Below are 17,447 nucleotides of genomic sequence, written 5' to 3'. Positions count from 1 at the left end.
GACTCGCAGTGATCGACCGCAAGGCGCTGTTGGCAGACCTGATCAAGCAGGTGAAGCTTGTCGAGGCTGACCTGAAGAAACAGATCCCAGCGGTGCCGGAGGTACGGGACCGACTGCGTGCGGAGTACGACAAAGCGCGGGAGGTCGGGCGTACGGCGAGCACCTGGACCGAGTGGAGCGGCGAGCGAGCCACGCAGGCTGCTGTCGCATGGGTGCTGGGTACGGTCTTCGTGCGGTTCTGCGAGGACAACGGGCTGATCGCTGAACCGTATCTGGCGGCCCCCGAACGGGAGCGCTTCGCGCTGGCGGAGGAGCGGCAGGAGGAGTTCCTCGCTACGGACGCGGCACGGACCCACCGTGACTGGCTCCTGGCTGCGTTCGGGGAGATCGGCGCTGGGCAGGCGGGGCGACTGCTATTCGACCAGAAACACAACGCGCTGTTCCAGGTGCCGATCTCGCATGACGGGGCGAAGGAGCTGGTGGCGTTCTGGCGACTGCGCGGTGAGGACGGCTCGCTGGCGCACGACTTCGCCGACCCGCTTGTCGTGGACGCGAACGGCGTGCCGAGCGGGTGGGACACGCGGTTCCTCGGTGACCTGTACCAGGACCTGTCGGAGTCGGCGAGGAAGACGTACGCGCTGCTGCAAACCCCGGAGTTCGTGGAGGAGTTCATCCTCGATCGGACACTGGACAAGGCCGTGCTCGAGTTCGGGTACGAGGGCATCCGCATGATCGACCCGACATGTGGATCCGGCCACTTCGTACTGGGGACGTTCTGGCGACTGTTCGGCCTGTGGACGAAGGGCCGGCCGGGCAAGGATGCGCACGAGCGGGTCCGGGCGGCCATGGACTCAGTGCACGGAGTGGACATCAACCCGTTCGCGGTGGCCATCGCGCGCTTCCGGCTGCTGGTCGCGGGCATGTCAGCGGCGGAGATTCGGACCCTGGCGGAAGCCGGCAAGTACGACTGGCCGATTCATCTGGCAGTAGGCGACTCACTTCTCAAACACCGGCAGCTGGAACTTCCGCTTCTGGGTGAGAACTCGGGTGACCCACTGGCGGAGTTCGCGTACGCGACGGAGGACGTACAGGAGCACAAGGGGATCCTAGAGGAGGGTAGCTACCATGTTGTAGTAGGGAACCCGCCTTATATCACCGTTAAAGACAATACGCTCAATAAAGCCTACCGAGGCATCTATAAATCTTGCGCCGGCTCCTACGCATTGTCGGTTCCATTTGCTGAGCGATTCTTTCAACTTGCCATGACCGGCGGCACAGGCGCGCGAGGATACGGCCACGTTGGCCAGATCACCTCTAACTCGTTTATGAAACGAGAGTTTGGAAAGAAGCTCATTCAGGAATATTTCGCCCACAAGGTCGAACTGACAGAGCTTATCGACACTTCGGGGGCTTATATTCCCGGTCACGGCACACCGACGGTCATTATTATCGGCCGACGTCGGGCTGGCGCCCTACGGAGCCCAATGCTCCGCGCCGTACAAAGCGTTCAGGGCGAGCCATCCACTCCAACTGATCCGGCACAAGGGGTTGTCTGGCGCGCAATCCTGGACCAAATCGAGCAACCCGGCGGGGAGTCAGAGTGGATTAGTGTCGCCGACATTGAGCGCTCCTCCCTTGCCGCACATCCATGGTCACTGAGTGGTGGTGGCGCTTCCGAGGTAATGGGCGCGATCGAGGAGAGCAGGAAGTCAACTCTTGTCAATGTCGTCGCCGACATCGGCGCCGGAGCAGTAACACGAGAAGACGATGCCTACACTACTGGCGCAGGGTTTCTACGCCGACGCGGCGTCGAAGCTGGCCACCAGCGGGCGCTGGTCGAGGGAACAGCAGTGCGCGATTTTACTGTATGTGACCCCACGATGTCATTGTGGCCTTATTCTGAGGCTACCCTTGCAGCGCAGGCTTCAACGGCTACCGAACGCGCCCTATGGCCGAATCGAGCCTTGCTCCGGGAGCGCGTGGCTTTCGGCAAAACTCAGCTAGCTCGGGGCCTACAGTGGTTCGAGTACTCCATGTTCTTCGCGGATCGATACCGAACACCTCGGTCGATCGCCTTTGCATTCGTGGCAACACATAATCATTTTGCTTTCGATCGGGGCGGCAAGGTATTTAATCGCTCCGCGCCGGTAATCAAGCTGCGAGCAGATTCGAGCGATGATGAACATCTTCAATTGCTTGGGCTGCTCAACAGCTCTACGGCATGCTTCTGGCTCAAGCAGGTAAGTCAGGGCAAGGGGGGCAGCGGGCTTGGGCGGGGCCATCAGGACGAAGCCTGGGAGGAACGTTACGAATTCACCGGGACAAAACTCGAGGACTTTCCACTTCCTCCCGATTATCCCACCGATATCGCTTTCAGAATCGACACCCTTGCCCAGCGCCTCGCAGGCACCGCTCCGGCAGCGTTGATTCAGGTCCAAGGCAATCTAACTCGCCCCGAACTTCGCGCCGGCCGCGCGGAATGGGAGTTGACCCGTGCCCGCATGATCGCCCTACAGGAAGAGTTGGACTGGCAAGTCTACTCCCTCTATAACCTCATCCCTAGTGGCGACCTCCGCCTCACTGACCCCGCCGATGTCCCACCTCTCGCCGTCGGGGAGCGGGCCTTCGAGATTGTGCTCGCACGTAGCATCGCAGCTGGTGAAACATCCAGCGAGTGGTTCTCGCGCCATAACTCCACGCCCATCACCGCCCTTCCCGGTCACTGGTCCGACGAGTACAGAGCAATCGTCGAGGCCCGCATTGCCGCCATCGAGACTTCCCGCGCGATCGGCCTCATCGAGCGCCCGGAGTACAAGCGCCGGTGGCAGACCGACGGCTGGGACAAGCTCGAGGAGCAGGCTCTGCGCGCCTGGCTGCTCGAACGCACCGAGGCGCGCCACCTCTGGTACGCATACGACGAGAACGGCATTGAGCAGCCCCAGATCCAATCGGTCTCCTCGCTTGTTAGCGAGCTGACTCAGGACGAGGACTTCGTCTCCGTTGCCGCCCTCTACTCGCCCCAAAAGGACCTCACCGATACCATCTTCACACTCCTCTTGGATGAGCATGTCCCCTTCCTTCCCGCCCTTCGCTACAAGCCCACCGGTCGGACCAAGCGAATGCAGTGGGAAGAGGTATGGACAGAGCAGCGTCACGAGGATGCCGCGCCTGACGAGCCCTCGAAGAGGAAGATCCGCGACGCGATCCCCGTCCCGCCGAAGTACACCTCCGCCGACTTCCTCAAGCCGTCGTACTGGAAGGCTCGCGGCAAGCTCGACGTGCCCAAGGAACGCTTCATCTCTTACCTCTCCCCCACCCTCCTCGGCTGGGCCGGCTGGGATCACCGTGAGCAGGCGCAGGCCCTCGCTGTGCACATCACCGAGCGCTACCAGAACGGAGCGGAGCGAGACGAGCTCCTCCCGCTGCTCGCCGGCCTGCTTGAGCTCCAGCCGTGGCTGACGCAGTGGCACAACGAGTTTGACGCGATGTACTCGGGTAGTCCGGCCAGCTTCTTCGAGGGGTTCCGCACCAACCTCCAGGGCGAGTTCGGCATCACCGACGACGACCTCCGCTCCTGGTGCCCGGCGCCGCCCGCCCGTGGGCGTGCAGCTACTGCCCGGAAGTCCAAGAAGGCGGCCACACCGGCTCCTGACACGCTCCCCGAGTCAGCCTCCGACTCCGACAACTGACCACCCCTCACTCCCAGGAACGCAGAAGCGAGACCCCCGTGGCCACCAACCGTCAGTCCTCCTCCGGCACCCCGCCGCAGCCCCCGCTGCTGCGGGAGGTCATCGACATCAAGCCCCGCATCTCCACCTCGGACTTCGTCCTCAAGCTCGCCGAGGCCGTCACCGAGGAGGGCGCAGCTGCCGCCCTGCGGGACTACGTCATCACCGACCGTCTGGTGGAGAACTTCGACGAGGCCACGGGGCTCATCCGCGCCGCTCTCGAGAGCCAAACCTCAAAGGCCGCTTACCTGCACGGCTCTTTCGGTTCCGGTAAGTCGCACTTCATGGCCGTTCTGCATGCCCTCCTCCGAGGTGACCGGGCGGCCCGCGCCCGTGAGGAATTCACCGACCTCCTCGCCCGCAACGCCGACTGGCTGGGCGGCGGTACGGCACAGCACGCCCGTAAGCGGTTTCTGCTCGTGCCGTACCACATGCTCGGTGCGAAGTCCCTGGAGCAGCGGGTCCTCGGCGGGTACGTCGCCCATGTCAAGGCTCTGCACCCCGAAGCGCCGACCCCGCAGGTCTACCGCACCGACTCCCTCATGGAGAACATTCAGGCCACCCGTCGCAACGTCGGCGACGACCTGTTCATCTCCAAGCTCGCAGAGTCCGGGGACGAGGCAGTAGTAGACGACGAGTGGGGCGACGCGTTCGCCTGGACGACCGAGAAGCTCGACGCAGCCATTCATGCCGAGCAGATCGTTCGCGACGATGACGACGCCGACCAAGCGGCTCCGATCAACATCGTCACCCCCACTACCCCCGCCGAGCTCCGTGCCAAGCTGGTGCACGATGCGCTGATCAGCTGGTTCCCTGGGTTCTTCAGCAATGCGGCCGAGGACGAGTACGGCTTCATCTCCCTCGACCGCGGTCTCGGCATCATCGCCGAGCACGCCAAGGCTCTCGGCTATGACGGCGTGATCCTCTTCCTCGACGAGCTGATCCTCTGGCTGGCCAACTCGATCCACGACAGCAAGTTCGTCGCCCGCGAGGCCGGCAAGATCACCAACTTCATCGAGGGCGGTGACGCCCGCCGCGCGATTCCGGTGATCTCGTTCATCGCCCGTCAGCGCGATCTGCGCGAGCTCGTCGGCGAGGAGGTCTCCGGATCCGCCGAAGCCGCGATCCAGGACACGCTCAATCTGGCGTCCGGTCGCTTCGACCTGATCACGCTCGAGGACCGCAACCTCCCTGTCATCGCCAACAAGCGACTGCTCCAGCCCATCGATGCTGCGGCCGAAGCCCGTATCGACGCGGCCTTCGCCAAGGCCAAGAGGGTCTCCCCGCAGGTCTGGGACATCCTGCTCGGCTCCGAAGAGGGGACGACAGGCGCAGACGAGGCGTCATTCCGTCTGACGTATCCCTTCTCCCCCGCCTTCATGGACACCCTGGTCCACATCTCCGGCGCGCTTCAGCGTTCCCGTACCGGCCTCAAGCTGATGGGCCAGCTGCTCGCCGATCACCGTAACGATGCCCGCCTCGAGCAACTGATCCCCATCGGCGATCTCTACCAGGTGATCGCCGCCGGCGGTGACGAGCCCTTTGTCGCCAAGTTGAAGGCCGAGTTCAAGGCTGCCGACAAGCTCTACAAGAACAAGCTCCGCCCGTACCTCCTCGAGACCTACAGCCTCACCGAGGACGACGTCGTCGCAGCGGACGCCGACCCCGCCGCCATCACCGACCCGCAGCTGCGCCAGCGCCTCAATGCCTTCCGCGGCGACAACCGCCTGATCTGCACCCTCCTGTTGTCTGCCCTGGCGCCGAGTGTCCCCGCGCTGCGCGACCTGACGCTGCGTCGTCTGACGGCGCTGAACCATGGCTCGATCACCTCGCCCATCCCCGGCGGCGAGATCGGCATGGCGAAGAGCAAGGTCGCCGAGTGGGCTACCCGCTTCGCGGAGATCAAGCCCACCGGCACCGACTCCACCCCGGGCGTCCGGCTTGAACTCGTCGGCGTGGACGTGGATTCCGTGATCGCCAATGCCAACGTCAACAACCGCCCCGGCACCCGGCGCGCGCTGATGAGGAAGCTCCTGTGGGAGGAGCTCGGCGTGTCGTCCGAGGGCCGACTCACCGGTGACGAGCTGCCGTTCACCTGGCGCGGGTCGGCCCGCTCGGTCGAGGTGGCCTTCGGCAACATCGCCGACCGCAACGACCTCGAGGACCACGAGTTCAGGCCGTCCACCGATTCGGCGTGGAAGCTCGTCTTCGACATGCCGTACGACGAGGGCGCCTACGGTCCCGCAGAGGACGCCAACCGCGTCCGCGAGTTCCGCACCCAGAACAACCGTCCGAACACGGTCTGCTGGATCCCGAGCCACTTCAGTGCCGGCCGCTACGGCGACTTTCAGCGCCTGGTCACCATCGACTCCGCCCTCGATGACCCCAAGCGCTTCGATACCCAGTACGCGGCGCACCTGAATCCTGACAACCGGCAGCGTGCCAAGGGGCTTCTCGAAGGCCAGCGCGAAACGCTGATCCAGACCGTCAAGAAGGCGCTTCGCCAGGCCTACGGGCTGAACGCCAAGTCCGAGACCGACGTACAGCCCGGCTACGACGAGCACCTGATGCCGATCCCGGACATCACGCTGACCACCTCCATTGGCCAGTCGCTGCACGACGCGGCCCGGCACGTCGCCCGACAGCTGTTGGACGTGCAGTACCCGGCGCACCCTGACTTCGACCCAGACGGCGAGCACCTCCCGGTCAGGGCTTCCGACATGAAGACCGTCTTCGGGTACGTCCGGCAGGCCGTGGACAGTGGTGAAGACCGGGTCGAGGTGGTTGCCAAGGACCGGGACCTGATGCGCCGCATCGCGGGGCCGCTCAAGCTGGGAGTGCAGCATGAGGCGTACTTCCAGCTCGGTCGCCACTGGGTGGAACACTTCAACAGGACGGCTGCGTCCATGGGCGTCACCGGGGATCTCTCGGTGGTCAAGCTCACCGACTGGATCGACGAGCCCGACGCGTACGGCCTCGACCCCTTCGTCGCCAACCTCGTCATCGCCGCCTTCGCCGAGCAGGCCGACCGCGTCTGGACCCGGCAGGGCGGACCGGTGGATCCGCCCCCCGCCGATCCTTCGGCGATCCGCTCCGACTATTCGCTGCGCGAGCAGACCAAGCCCGAGCAGGAGGACTGGGACGAGGCCCGCGCCCGGTTCATGGACATCGTCGGAGAGAAGGCTCCGACCCTGCGGCGCGGAAGGATCGTCAGCCACTTCGCCAAGCAGATCACCGACTTCGCTCGGCAGCAGCAGGCGGCGGCGGACAACCTGGTCGCCCAGCTTCTGAAGCACGCCCGCATGCTCGGGCTCGACGAGGACGACAGCAGCGGTCGGCTGTTCCTGGCCCGCCGTTCGGCGGAACTGCTGGACGCGCTGATCACCGCCGGTAACGGCACGAACAGTGCCAAGCAGGTCGTCACCACCCTGGCCTCCTTCGACCTGGGCGGCGTACCGGCCCGCCGATACGGCACCTCCGTCAAGTCGGCGCACCGGATCACCGCCGCGCTCGCCCAGACCGGCTGGGAGATGCTGGAACTCGGGGCTTCCAACGGGCCCGAGGGACAGGCGGTACTCGAGTCACTGCGCGGAGCCGCGCGGGCGGACGAGCTGACGGCGCCTCTTGCCGCAGCGCTCGACAGGGCCCAGAAGGAGGTCGTGAACGTGATGCGGCGCGCACAGGCCGCCGCACGCGCCGCGGCTCCCGCACCGGCCCCGACGCTGCCGCCCGAGCCCGTCGAACCGCCGGTCAGTGCGGCCTCGGTGGACCTGGGGACCACCACCAGCCACCCTGCGCTGCCCACCGAAGCTCCAACGCTCTCCCCGCCCTCGGACTCGACACAGCGCGCACCACGCCGCTCCGGCGGAAGGCGGACCACCGCTGCCCGCATGCTCGCTGAGCTGCGTGCCGAGCTGGGCGAACTGGCTGCTCGCGAACCCGACACCATGGTCGAGTTCAGCTGGCAGGTGGTGGAGTGATCACCCCCGCCTCCGGTCAGAACACCGGACCCCAGCTGAGCAGTGCGGTCCGGCTGAGTCCATCCATGCTCGCCCAGCACCTCAGCGGGTTGCTGGTCCCCGGCAAGCACCGCTCTCTGGGGCCGGACCGTCGCTCCCTGCTCCTGGTGCGCGCCGAGCCGCACTGGGAGGGCCCGGCCACCCTCTCCGTGGAGACCGCCGGGCCGGTCGCGGCCACCCGGCTTGTACGGGTCGTGGCTGCCCCCTCGCCTCTCGCGGTCTACGAGCTGGCCCTCGACCACCAGGACTCCTCCCACCCGACCGAAGCCGAGCTTCTGGTGATCCTGACGGACCGTGAGGAGAGCGAACTGGGCGAGGATCTGCTCTCGCTCGCGTACCGGCAGCGAGTGCAGGTGATAGAGCCCTGGACGGTAGTGGCACAGCTCTTCGGCGTGGATCTGGAGAACGTCGAAAACAAGCTGCGAGCCGAGACGTGGGCCGCCGAGGCATTGATCGACGCCACCCCGCCGGGCGGCTGGGCCCGGCCCGGTAGCCGACTCCTCAGTCGGGACGACGCGCTCACGCAGCTCGCCGGTCGCCGCCTCGGACTGGCGGGCGGCAACGTCGGCGTCACTGCACTGCTCGACTGGGCAGCCACACCCGGTGGACCGGCCAGGTTCTCGACGCTGCGGCCCGCCGAGCACCAGGGGCTGCGGGCATTCCTCGTCAGCGGCCCGGCCGGACAGGCCGGCGAACTGCTCTTTGCCCTGGTGGACGCGGGCCACGGGACCGATGCCGCCGCCTACGGATTGGTCTGCGCGGCTCTGTGGGTGCACAGCGCAGATGTCGCGGAGAACGAAGTGTTCCGGGCTCGTGGACGAGCCGAGCGGTTCCTCGACGAGGATTGGGTCAAGCAGCACGAAGCATCAGGCGCTCAGGCTCTCGACGGCTTCGCTGCCGCTTACGGGCTGGCGGCGGAGGGCTATGTCGGCCAGTTGATCGCGGCGACCCGCGCGCGTTCCGGTGCCGATGCGGTGGCTGCGCGTCGTGTGCTGGACACGGTCCTGTCCCGGGCCGAAGCGCTGGTCCGCCAATTCGGCGCCGAGAGCGCGGCTGCTCACAGCCGGATCCTTCGGGCGGGCCTGGAGGCACGCTTCGCGGCCGTGGGAACCGCGCTGGCCGAGGGCACTGATGCGGCGGAAGGTGCCCTCAGGCGGCTGGCACAGCACCATCTCGCAGACGAGCCCGAGGTGCAGACCCGGATCACACGCGCACAAATGGCTCTTCGACTCGTGCGGTGGTTGGGCACACCGGCACGGACCGAAAACGCCGGGCCGGGCGGCACACCTCCGGACGCTACCGCTACCGTCGCTTCGTATCTCGACCAGCACATGGCCGAGACAGCGTGGGTCGACCTGGCCCTTGAACACGTCCGAACCGGGGGGGATTCTGACCTCGCACTCAGCGCCGCTTACGACCGCATCGCGCATGACGTGCGGACACGCCGCCACGACCACGACGGCTCGTTCGCCGACCTCCTCAAGCACTGGACTGCGGCCGGCACCGATCCGGGCTCCATGCTGACGGTCGAGAGCTTCCTGAGTCGCATCGTCGCCCCCGTCGTCAAGTCCGCCGAAAAGCTGGTCCTGCTGGTCGTGCTGGACGGGATGAGCGCACCCATCGCGGCCGAGCTCGGGGACGAGCTCCGGGAACGCTGGTCCGAGTTCGACCCACTGCCCGCTGCAGGTGCCGCTACCCCGGCCTCGACCGACCGACCGCGTCGACGCGCCATGGCGGCCGCCCTCCCGACACTCACCGCCGTATCCCGTACCTCGTTGTTCGCCGGTCGGCTGATGCGCGGCGACCAGAATGTCGAGAAGCGGGTGTTCCCCGAGCACCGCTTCTGGGGAAAGCAACCCGTCGCCGTGTTCCACAAGGGAGACCTGGACGGCCAAGGGGGCGGCGCCGTCTTCGGTCCAGAGCTGACCGATGCTCTGTACGACGGAAAAACGCATATCGCTGTCGTCATCAACACGATCGACGACCGCCTCGACAAGGAGCAGCCCAGCAGCGATCCTTCATGGGGAGTACGGGAGATCGGCATGCTGCGGACCCTCCTTGACGTGGCAGCGTCCCAAGGCCGAGCGGTGCTCATCACCAGTGACCATGGGCACGTCGTGGAACATGGCGGCACCCGGCTGGGAACGCCCGGATCCGTGTCCAACCGCCATCGTGCAGCCGGTGAGCCCCTGCAGGCAGGCGAGGTGGAGCTGGCCGGCCCGCGGGTGGTCTCGCCGGACACCGGGAACCGGATCGTGGCCCTGTGGGACACCGAGAAGTACTACTCCTCGCGCCATGCCGGATACCACGGGGGCGCGTCTCTGGCCGAGTTTGCGATCCCGGTGCTGGCTCTGCTCCCGTTCGGCGCCACCCCGCCCAAGGATTGGCGCGAACTCGACGATCCGCATCCGCGCTGGTGGTCGGCGGGCGAAGTGTCGGCCGAGCTGTCTGTCGCCGCGCAGTCTCCTCACGAGCCGCCCGTCCCTGCGCGTCCGAAGCGCAAGCCGAAGGCGGAGACTTCTGACACTCCGTCCCTCTTCGACCTGGATGCCGTCACGTCTACCGACCCCGACTCGTCGGCCGACACACCGGCAGCCGCGTCCCCCTCCGGCCCTGCAAGTGATCCGCTGCTGGCGGCCCTGCTCTCATCGGAGATCTTCGATGCTCAGTGCAAGGGCCTGGCCCGCAAGCAGGACCCTGCCCGGATCGAGGCTGCGCTCACCGCACTGTTGGACGCCAACGGGACTCTCCCTGTGACGGCCCTGGCCCAGCGAGTCGGAATCCTCCCGGTCCGCGCCGATGGGTTTGCTGCGACGCTGCGTCAGATTCTCAACTTCGACAGCGTCCAGGTCCTGGCCACCCTCCCGGACGGCCGCACGCTGCGCCTGGACCGCGGGCTGCTGCGAACCCAGTTCGGGTTGTAGCAGCCCGCGCCCCGCGTGCCCTCCGTGGTCAAAAGTGGAGGGCACGCAGCAGCCCGGCGAACTCCTCAAGCCTGCGCATCTTCCTCGGCGCCAGGGGCGTCGGATCGAAGTGCATGACCGCGTTCCGGATGTCGACCACCGCATTCAGGTCGGCTAGGAATTGCTCCATCGGCACTTCCGGCCAGCCCAGTTGCTCCCAGATGCCCGGCGACTTGAAGAAATGCCAGTAGGCCCCCATGGTGAGCTGGTCAATGGCGTTTGCACGTGCCGTGGACTGCTTGACGTCCTCATCGGTGAACCGGCGATGTACCCCGTCCCGGAGGGTACGCTCGATCTCGCCGATGACGTAGAAGGGGGCCGCGAATATCCCGAAGCGCTCGGCGAGATCCGCACGCGTGATGATGCCGGAGAACTCCCCGAGCGGGCTACGCACCATGACGTAGCCGTGCTCGCGGACACGATCCATCGCCGGCAGCAGCTTGTCCTGCCATCCGACCTCAGGGACCTCGCCCCGTTCGAAGGCATCCTCCACCACGGTGCCCTGCACGCCACGGGCCCGCATCGCCGCAATCGATTCCCAAGTAACCACACCGCACAACTTGGCGAAGCCGTCCACGACGGGGAGCTGACCCACCCGCCTGGTCATCATCCGCATGGTCGCCTGTATCAGCGGCGTGCCCGGCTCGACGGAATCGAGACCGGCACGCGAGGCGGGCAGCGCGCCGACCACCATCGGCGGGTGGAGCTGCTGTTCCTGCAGGACCGATGTCGTGGCGTCCTCGTCGTCGCCGCCTCCGGATGCCGCTGGGGCCGTCAGCGGTACGACTGCCACCTCCGCGAACAGGTTCGCCGTCGCAAATGAGGGGACGGTAGTCAGACTGACAGCAGCCAGGGCCGCGCGGACCTGCATCACCACGGCCTGGTCTCGTGCAGTGGCCTGGAACAGTCCGAGCAGCTTCTCCACCGTCAAGGTCTTGCCCTGAAGGTTCTGGAGATCTTGGTCAGTGGGCATCGACGCTCGCCCCTTCGGCCCGGGTGCCGCTGGTCTCCCGACCGGCGACAGGTTTTCCCATCGCATCCTCGATCAGTCCCAACAGCCGGGTTCGACGGTCCTCATAAAACGCATCGAAGTCGTCGGCACGGAGCAGCTTGGGATCGATGAGGTGGCTGATGATCCGGTCGTCGAACCAGACCTCGTCGAGACCGGCCTCGCGTGCCAGCACCTGGAGGTAGCTGGACGGAGCTCCGGTGGCACTGCTACCTGCCCGGTAGGACATGAGCATCTTGTTGACGATCGATGTCGACCGGCCGTCATTGCCGCCGTTCTTCGCAAACCATCCCTTGGGGAAGATCTGACGGATGTCCACGTACTGGCTGACCATGGTCTCGCCGGTCATCGGCTCCTCGGTGAAGTACCAGTCGTACACACCACGCTTGCCGAGCAACGCGTAGACACCCTTGTAGGCAGCGCTGCTGCGGCTGGCGAGCCGGTCGATTCGCGAAGCCTGGAAGTTGGCCTCCGCAATGGTGTCGGGCTCCTGCGCGTCCGGATCGTCGATCGCGGCCAGCAACTGCTCGACATCGCGGGGCATCCGGCTCTCCGTCCCGCTGCCGTACATCTCTCCCATCACCCCGCACCAGTACCAACGGGTGATCAGCGCCTCGCTGCGCTCATCGAGCCCACCGGTCCGGCTCAGCAGTGCATGCACCGCAGCCAGCGGCACCAGCTGTGTGCGGTAGGGAAGGTCTCCGTGGTGGAAGACGAACTGCTTGGCCAGGAACCTGCCGACCCAGTCGAAACCCTCGACGACGGCGGGGGCCAATCGGCGGAAGTCGGCCAGCGGAAGGCTGAGAAGGTCCCGGCGCTTGCACGAGACCGCGGCCGCCTTGCCCTCCTGCTTGCGCTCATAGGTGCGCACCAGACTGATTGCCTGCAGGAAGTCACTGCTGGTAATTCCGCTGTCCTGGCGGCCCTCCAGGGTGCCGAGCACCGGGTGTGCCGCGGTGAGCTCCTGCTTGGTGGCAGTCCACACGTTGCCGAGGTGGAAGTCTTCGCCGTGCTCCTCCCGGTACCTCCGGTCGCCGGCGTACGTGGCTGTGAGCAACTCGAAGACATCAAGCGGTACACCTCCGGTGTTCACCCGCTCGAACACCGAACAGACCGCATCCTGTGGCGTTTCCGATGGGAGCACGATCATCGGAATATCGAATCCGGTGATGTGATTGAGAACCCGTTGTGCGAACTGAGGCCACAGCGTCAAGGCCTCCTGGCCATGCATCTCGATGTACTGCATCTGCCAGGCGAACTTCTCTGTTTCGTCGAAGGCAAGGTTGACGGGGAACATCCCTGCCGAGCACTCGAGTTGACGGGTACTGAGATCCAGTTCGGTCTGGCGGCCGAAATCACGGCGAAGCACCCGGTTCTCGGGCAAGGAGATCACGGCCTCCTCGCGGTCGATGACTCCCTTCAGGGCTGCTTCGATGTTGATGTAGTACCAGCGCTTCATCGGCGTGCCCCTGGCGTCCTCGGTGTCGACCGGAGCGCCTTGCCGCAATGCCTGGTACAGGGAGGTCAGCCGCTGTTGGCCATCGAGGAGCAGCTTCGCCGGGGTCACCCCGCCGCCGTGCTCAGCTCCGGACAAGGTCCGTGCCTTGAACTGCGGCACGCCCCCGGTCTCCAAGGTCATCACCACGCCGAGCGGGTAACCGAGGGTGATCGTGGCCAGCAAGGCCCGGATCCGCTCGTCATCCCACTTCCAGTTCCGTTGGAACTCCGGCAGCTGAAGCTTGCCCGAGCTGATGTCCTCCAGCACCACGCGCAGCTTCGGATTGTCGAGCGCCACGATCTCCTCGTCCCCACCACTGAGTCACCCATCGGTGATCGAACTGTGGCACAACTACACTCCGTCCGCCGTCGTTCACGCAAGTCCCGGGGCGTCCCGGAGATCCGACTCCTCACAGACGGCAAAGGGGCTCGCAGACCAATGGGAAACTGTCCAGGTGACCGAACCTGACGCCCCCGCCTCCACCACCTCACCCGTCAGTGCCGCCCGGCGGCGCGCGGTGATAGACGCGCTGCGGCGGGGAGCCGTCCCGGAGAGCGGGCTCGACGTGCTTGCCGTCGGGCTGGATCGGTTCGAGGCCGCGCTGGACTCGGAACTGGACGCCGTCGCGGCCGGGGCATCCATGTTCAAGGCCGTGCGCGGTGAATACGGCTCGGGCAAGACATTCTTCACTCGCTGGCTCGGAGAGCGTGCGAAGCGACGCAACTTCGCGGTAGCCGAGATCCAGGTATCCGAGACCGAGACTCCACTTCATCGGCTGGAGACCGTCTACCGCAGGCTCACCGAACGCCTGGCCACTTCCAGTTTCCCGCCCAGCGCGCTGCGGCCGGTGGTCGATGCCTGGTTCTTCGCCCTGGAGGAGGACGTGCTCGCCTCTGGGGCCGACGAGGCGGAACTGTCCAGCGCAGTCGAGGAACTGCTGACAGTACGGCTCGCCGAGGTGTCACGGCACGCGCCCTCCTTCGCCACGGCTCTGCGCGGCTACCGCGCGGCACAGAGTGCAGGGGACGATGCCACCGCGTCGGCCGTCCTCGCCTGGTTGGGCGGCCAACCTCACGTCGCCGCCGCCGCGCGCCGTTCTGCCGGCGTGCGCGGGGATCTGGACCATTTCGGCGCTCTGGGCTTTCTGCAGGGCCTACTCACCGTGTTGCGGGATGGCGGCCAGCCGGGGCTGTTCCTGGTCCTGGACGAAGTGGAGACCCTGCAGCGAGTACGTTCCGACGCGCGTGACAAGGCCCTGAATGCCCTGCGCCAACTGATCGATGAGGTGCACTCGGGGCGGTTCCCGGGCCTCTACCTAGTGATCACCGGTACACCCGCCTTCTTCGATGGCCAGCAGGGCGTCCAGCGGCTCGCACCACTGGCTCAGCGATTGGCCACCGACTTCACCACCGACCCTCGCTTCGACAACCCACGCGCCGTACAGCTGCGTTTGCGGGGCTTCACACTGGAGAGCCTCGGTGAATTGGGCCGCACCATCCGTGATCTCTATGCCGAGGGAGCGCAGTCCCCGGAGCGGATCAAGGCACTGATCGACGACGTCTACGTGACCGACCTCGCCCAAGCCGTGGCAGGGTCGCTCGGTGGGAAGGTCGGGGTCGCGCCGCGGCTTTTCCTCAAGAAGCTGGTCGGTGACGTCCTGGACCGAGTGGACCAGTTTTCGGACTTCGACCCTCGCACGCACTACAAACTGACCATCTCCTCGAACGAGTTGTCAGAGACCGAGCGCAACCTCGCTACCACAGCAGACGACATCGACCTGGACCTCTCATGAGTGGGCGACTTGAGGGCGGGCAGTCCAGTCCCCCTTGGCCGGATGTCCTGGACCGCCTGCATCCTGTCCTGTTGCACCACATCGCCAACACCCTCGGATGGCCCGACCTACGGCCGCTGCAACGTGCGGCAATCGTCCCTCTGTTGGACGGCGATGACGCTGTTCTGCTTGCCCCCACTGCGGGCGGAAAGACAGAGGCAGCCTGTTTTCCGCTGCTCTCGGCCATGGAGCAGCAGCGCTGGAACGCCCTGTCCGTGCTATATCTGTGCCCGCTCAAGGCATTGCTGAACAACCTGGTCACCCGGGTCGACACCTACGCGCAGTGGCTCGGTCGTCGGGCAGAGCTCTGGCACGGTGACACCGCAGAGAGTCGGCGCCGCCGGATCCGTACCGACCCGCCCGACATCCTGCTCACCACGCCGGAGTCCCTCGAGGCCATGCTGATCGGCTTCACCACGGACCATGGACACCTGCTTGGGAATGTCCGCGCCGTAGTGGTCGACGAGGTACATGCCTTCGCCGGGGACGATCGCGGCTGGCATCTGCTCGCAGTACTGGAGCGACTGTCGCGAATCACCGGCCACCCGATCCAGCGCATCGGCCTGTCGGCGACAGTCGGCAACCCTGATGCGCTGCTCACCTGGCTACAGGGCTCAGGTGCCGGCATGCGCCCCGGGCAGGTCATCGCACTGGACGTTCCCGTAGTCGGGACCGCAGCATCCAGCATTGCCGCCAGCCGGCCGCCCGGCGAGGTCGAACTCGACTACGTGGGCTCGCTCGACAACGCCGCAAAGGTCATCGCCGTCCTGCACCGGGGCGAAAAGCGCCTAGTGTTCTGCGACTCCCGACGGCAGGTGGAACTCCTGGGGGCAGCCCTGCGTGAGCGGGGAATCAGCACCTTCCTCTCACACGCTTCGCTCTCGGTGGACGAGCGACGCCGTTCCGAGCTGGCCTTCGCAGAAGCCCGCGACTGCGTCATCGTGTCCACCTCCACACTGGAACTCGGCATTGACGTCGGCGACCTGGACCGGGTAATCCAGATCGACTCCCCGTCCACGGTCGCCTCCTTCCTCCAGCGGATCGGCAGGACGGGAAGGCGCGCGGGGAGCAGCCGCAACTGTCTCTTCCTCACGACGTCTGAATCATCGCTCCTGCAGGCCTCCGGGCTTCTCGCGCTCTGGGGCCGCGGCTGGGTCGAGCCGGTCGAACCGCCCCCGAATCCCCGGCATTTGGTGGCGCAGCAACTGCTTGCGATGTGCCTGCAGAACCACAAGATCGGCGACAGGCTCTGGTCGGCGGAGTGGAACGGCCTCACGCCTTTCGATGGCTCCGCCGAGCCGATCCTGCGCCACCTCGTCGATTGTGGCTTCCTCAACGAGGACAGCGGCCTGCTGTTCATCGGCCCGGAGGCGGAGAAGAAGTTCGGCCGACGCCACTTCATGGGTCTCACCGCAGCATTCACCGCGCCGCCGCAGTTCACCGTCCTCCTGGGACGTAGCGAAATCGGGCGGATCGATCCGACCGTGCTTACTGAGGAGCGCGCCGGTCCGCGCCGGCTGCTGCTCGCTGGTCGCAGCTGGCAGGTCACCCACATCGACTGGATCCGTCGCCGTACATTCGTCGAACCCGCAGATGGCGGTGGGGTGGCGAAGTGGAACAGTTCTGGCATCGGCGGTCTCTCCTTCGCCCTCACCCGAGCCATGCGGTCCGCCCTACTCGGCGAAGAGCCACCCGTCCGCCTGACCCGCCGTGCCACCGCACAACTTGCTGGGATGCGCGAAGATACAGCGGCGGGCAGCGTCCATCCAGGGGGCACCTTGATCACTCGTGTCGGCGGCGATGTCCGGTGGTGGACCTGGGGCGGCTATCGCGCGAACGCCACTCTCACCACGACCCTGTCCGGGCTCGCCGATCAGACCCAACGCCCGACGGACGCCTGGCTCAGGCTGCGTGAGGACCTCACTCCAGCCATGTGGCGCAAGGCCACTGCTGGAGCCGCCAACCGCATTGCGCTCCCCAGCGTGGACCCACGTGCCGTTAAGGGATTGAAGTTCTCCGCGGCACTGCCACTACATCTGGCCTCAGCCGTAGTGGCCGAGCGCTTGGCGGATCTCGACGGTGCCGCGAGCCTGCTGAGCCACCCCGTACGCTTTGATTTCCGTCAGTGAGCCTTTTCAGCGGTGCAGTTCCAGGGTGAGGACAGCCTTGGCTGCTGACGTCATCCAGTCCGGACTGCAGCGGGCGTGACGGAAAATCCTCCACCGCTTGAGGGCCGCCACGCCTCGCTCGACGGGGTACCGAAGTCGGGCGTGGGCCCGGTTGAGTGATCTCTGGCCTGTGGTGAGAAGCCGTTGTTGTATCGATCACGGTGGACACGGGTTCGACTGAGGAAACTCGGTCGGGCGATCTTGTCGCCCGCCGTGCATGAAGACAGGGCC

General features: G+C 66.1%; 7 protein-coding genes and 1 pseudogene. 5 read left to right on the top strand and 3 right to left on the bottom strand.

All coding sequences use genetic code 11. The features are described 5' to 3' along the window. Positions 1–8: 8 nt before the first annotated feature. From pglX to pglZ, 3 genes are read left to right on the top strand one after another with little or no spacing between them, the layout of a single operon-like run. On the top strand, positions 9–3,689 hold the full coding sequence (gene pglX / locus ACIOHG_RS05905) for a BREX-2 system adenine-specific DNA-methyltransferase PglX (protein ID WP_400945809.1): 3,681 nt from the start codon (positions 9–11) through the stop codon (positions 3,687–3,689). Positions 3,690–3,727: 38 nt separating this feature from the next. After that, on the top strand, positions 3,728–7,708 hold the full coding sequence (locus tag ACIOHG_RS05900) for a DUF6079 family protein (protein WP_400945807.1): 3,981 nt from the start codon (positions 3,728–3,730) through the stop codon (positions 7,706–7,708). Beyond that, positions 7,705–10,671: a BREX-2 system phosphatase PglZ gene (gene pglZ, locus ACIOHG_RS05895; RefSeq protein WP_400945805.1), complete on the top strand. Its 2,967-nt coding sequence runs from the start codon at positions 7,705–7,707 to the stop codon at positions 10,669–10,671. Before ACIOHG_RS05900 ends, pglZ begins: the two co-directional genes overlap by 4 nt. A gap of 28 nt (positions 10,672–10,699) precedes the next feature. Here pglZ and ACIOHG_RS05890 read toward each other — a convergent pair whose 3' ends face one another. Both ACIOHG_RS05890 and ACIOHG_RS05885 read right to left on the bottom strand, forming a co-directional pair. Continuing rightward, on the bottom strand, positions 10,700–11,683 hold the full coding sequence (locus ACIOHG_RS05890; RefSeq protein ID WP_400945802.1) for a CBS domain-containing protein: 984 nt from the start codon (positions 11,681–11,683) through the stop codon (positions 10,700–10,702). Next, positions 11,673–13,514, bottom strand: a complete 1,842-nt coding sequence (locus tag ACIOHG_RS05885; RefSeq protein ID WP_400945800.1) for a DUF262 domain-containing protein — start codon at positions 13,512–13,514, stop codon at positions 11,673–11,675. The genes ACIOHG_RS05890 and ACIOHG_RS05885 overlap by 11 nt, the downstream gene beginning before the upstream one ends. A gap of 157 nt (positions 13,515–13,671) precedes the next feature. Between ACIOHG_RS05885 and brxD the strand changes: the two genes are divergently transcribed. Both brxD and ACIOHG_RS05875 read left to right on the top strand, forming a co-directional pair. Next, positions 13,672–15,009: a BREX system ATP-binding protein BrxD gene (brxD, locus tag ACIOHG_RS05880; RefSeq protein ID WP_400945797.1), complete on the top strand. Its 1,338-nt coding sequence runs from the start codon at positions 13,672–13,674 to the stop codon at positions 15,007–15,009. Beyond that, entirely contained in the window at positions 15,006–17,177 is a 2,172-nt protein-coding gene (locus ACIOHG_RS05875; protein ID WP_400945795.1) for a DEAD/DEAH box helicase, read from the top strand. Before brxD ends, ACIOHG_RS05875 begins: the two co-directional genes overlap by 4 nt. 6 nt (positions 17,178–17,183) lie before the next feature. On the opposite strand, the pseudogene ACIOHG_RS05870 reads toward ACIOHG_RS05875, so the two are convergent. Then, positions 17,184–17,354: pseudogene (locus tag ACIOHG_RS05870) on the bottom strand (transposase family protein); the annotation flags it as partial. Between the last annotated feature and the right edge of the window lie 93 nt (positions 17,355–17,447).

The sequence above is a fragment of the Kitasatospora sp. NPDC088134 genome, assembly GCF_044741705.1.
Taxonomy (GTDB): Bacteria; Actinomycetota; Actinomycetes; order Streptomycetales; family Streptomycetaceae; genus Kitasatospora.
Note: the sequence above shows the minus strand (reverse complement) of the source record. Positions and strands in the feature narration are given on the sequence as shown.

Coding starts and splice junctions, on each gene's coding strand:
- ACIOHG_RS05890 (WP_400945802.1), bottom strand. CDS start 11,683: ATGCCCACTGACCAAGATCTCCAGAACCTTCAGGGCAAGACCTTGACG.
- ACIOHG_RS05875 (WP_400945795.1), top strand. CDS start 15,006: ATGAGTGGGCGACTTGAGGGCGGGCAGTCCAGTCCCCCTTGGCCGGAT.